Origin of the sequence: Mesorhizobium sp. M0437 (genome assembly GCF_040321335.1) — a bacterium.
Taxonomy (GTDB): domain Bacteria; phylum Pseudomonadota; class Alphaproteobacteria; order Rhizobiales; family Rhizobiaceae; genus Mesorhizobium.
This window is the reverse complement of record NZ_JAMYRK010000171.1, coordinates 1-2,197: the sequence shown is the minus strand read 5'-3', so window position 1 is coordinate 2,197 and position 2,197 is coordinate 1. Positions and strand designations below refer to the sequence as shown.

Sequence of the window (2,197 nt, the reverse complement as noted above, 5' to 3'; positions counted from 1 at the left end):
GCCAGTCCAACTGGCGGTTACTAGACGTTTGGCCAACTCATGCGCCTAAGGTTGTCTACGGCTCGCGCGCACCTGGCAAGCCCGCCCCCCCAAGTCCCCGCTTGGTGCAACAGCGCCCGTCCGGCCCCGCCGCACCCAACCGTGCGGCGGGCTTTTTTCCGCGGTGGAACACCGGCGCGCAGGGAAGTTCGGCAAAGGCAGCAAACCCTTCGCCTCACAGTATTGCTGCGGGATCGCTTGTCCTGTCGCCCACGTGTCCATCGACAAGGTCATATCGACCGACAACGCTCGCTAGGGCTTCCCGATGATGGGAGTCATGCTTGGTCCTTTCTCGGCAGAGAGCCGGCCACAAGCCGAAGGCGTTCATAAAGAACAGCCTCGTCGAACTCGCCGTCCGAGAAGAGTGCCATTGCGGTCATGCTCAGGCGCTCCGCTTGCTGGCTACTAACCGAGATACCGGCCTCGGCGCAGACACGATGAAAGACCACTGTTTCAACAAGGCCAAATCGCCAGGATAATATGCCACTCATTGAGACAGGCCCATGGCAGCTGCTTCGACGATCGCCTCGGTTGCTCTTCGTCGGATGCGACCAAACAAGGCGCAGCCTGCCTAATTTGCTTCAGTGCCGTTTTCATCGAAACTGTGTCGCCATACTCGGCCCTATTTAGAAATGCAGCGATGCTCCTAGAACTGGAGTTACCCTTTGCGCATTGCTCATCCAATCCATCCCCAAAGACACGCCCCGTTGGGACTATTCCCGATTGGCTTCAATTGGATGTAACAAACGTACGGTTGCTCCACCGTTGCTTAGCCGCTCAGTCCGGAATATTGGCGAAAATTTATTCGGCCTGCGTCTTAATGCGATGGCTGTATTTGGAGTGCGGGTGCATGCTACGGAGCTCTGGCCTTGGCCGGCTGTCCTTTATCGAATTCCAAATGCCCACATTGGTCGAGAAGCCACCCAGGACCTTGCAGGCCTTCAACCTCCCACACCTACGGCAAGGGTGGTCCTGTTCTAAGCGCTCGTTCGACGAACCTCGGCAGATCATCGTCGGTAGCGGGCCTACCTCTTCCGAGGCGGCGCCACGTCCTCGAGTCCAACATTTGCGAGTAGAGCGTCAGAGCCTCATAGCGAAGCCAGATGCCACGTCCGTCCAGCTCAGCGTCGTGAACAACAATGTCTCGCTATATGGGGACTATGACTTTGACGTCGCTATTGGCCTGGTCGAGACGGACGCGAACGGCGCCATCAGGTATGAAGATGGCGGCAGGCACCGTGCACGAGTTCGCTATACTATCCGGCATATGTGAGCGTAGGTGCGCGAAAATATCCCATGGAGATGCCTCTGCACCGGTCCAGTATGCTGCCGTGGTCTTCGGCGGCCTGATGGCGGGGCTGGCAGCGCGTTTCTTTCTGTCGGCCAAGCGGCGCGTTTCGTGCCGGACATGACCAACCGACGCGGCTGGCTGGCGATCATCATCGTCATCGCCGGCCTGTGGCGGCCCTACCCGATTTTGGTAGCGGCACTAGTGTTTTCCTTCCTCGATGCGCTGCAATTGCAAATCCAAGGCATCGGCATAGCCATTCCCTACCAATCTATGTTGATGATGCCCTATGTTGCGGCGATCATCGCGCTGATGATCCGTCGCTCGCGGGCCAGCGCCCCGGCCATGCTCGCGTGCCGTACGCACGGGAATAGGGCAGCGCTGTCCGAAGTCGCTGCTCGCTTTCAGTATACCCGACCAGCACGGCTGCCGACATCGAGCGCGTCCAAGCTTGTCTGGAGGCGATGAAAGCGAAGCTTGCCGGCTTGATATTTGCGGGGAATAGGGTTTGTTGCGGAATAATGAATTATTTGCCTGCTTGGCAATAAACAGTTCATCCATTTCAACGTGCGCCATTAGACAAGAGGAAAACTCGATGACCGTTTCTCCAGACCAAAACGACCAGGCTGATCTCGTACGAATTACCGCCGACATCGTTTCCGCCTATGTTTCGAACAATCCTCTGCCGGTCGGCGAGTTGTCGAAGCTGATCGGGGACACCCATGCCGCTTTGCAAGGGGTCGGCAAGCCCGTGGCTCCGGCCGCAGTCAAACTGGACCCCGCGGTGTCGATTAAGATCTCGGTGACACCTGATTTCATCATCTGCCTGGAAGACGGGAAAAAGTGCAAATCTTAGAAGCGGCATAGCAG

The 2,197-nt window shown here is 57.5% G+C and carries 2 protein-coding genes; both read left to right on the top strand.

The genetic code is table 11. The features are described from left to right. Positions 1–1,438: 1,438 nt before the first annotated feature. Positions 1,439–1,795, top strand: coding sequence for an ABC transporter permease family protein (locus NKI72_RS34655; protein ID WP_352852198.1), 357 nt, complete (start codon positions 1,439–1,441; stop codon positions 1,793–1,795). Between the two features lie 127 nt (positions 1,796–1,922). After that, a complete protein-coding gene (locus NKI72_RS34650; RefSeq protein WP_352852196.1) occupies positions 1,923–2,183 on the top strand; it encodes a Ros/MucR family transcriptional regulator in 261 nt (86 codons plus the stop codon). The last annotated feature ends 14 nt before the right edge of the window (positions 2,184–2,197 follow it).

Coding starts and splice junctions, on each gene's coding strand:
- NKI72_RS34650 (WP_352852196.1), top strand. CDS start 1,923: ATGACCGTTTCTCCAGACCAAAACGACCAGGCTGATCTCGTACGAATT.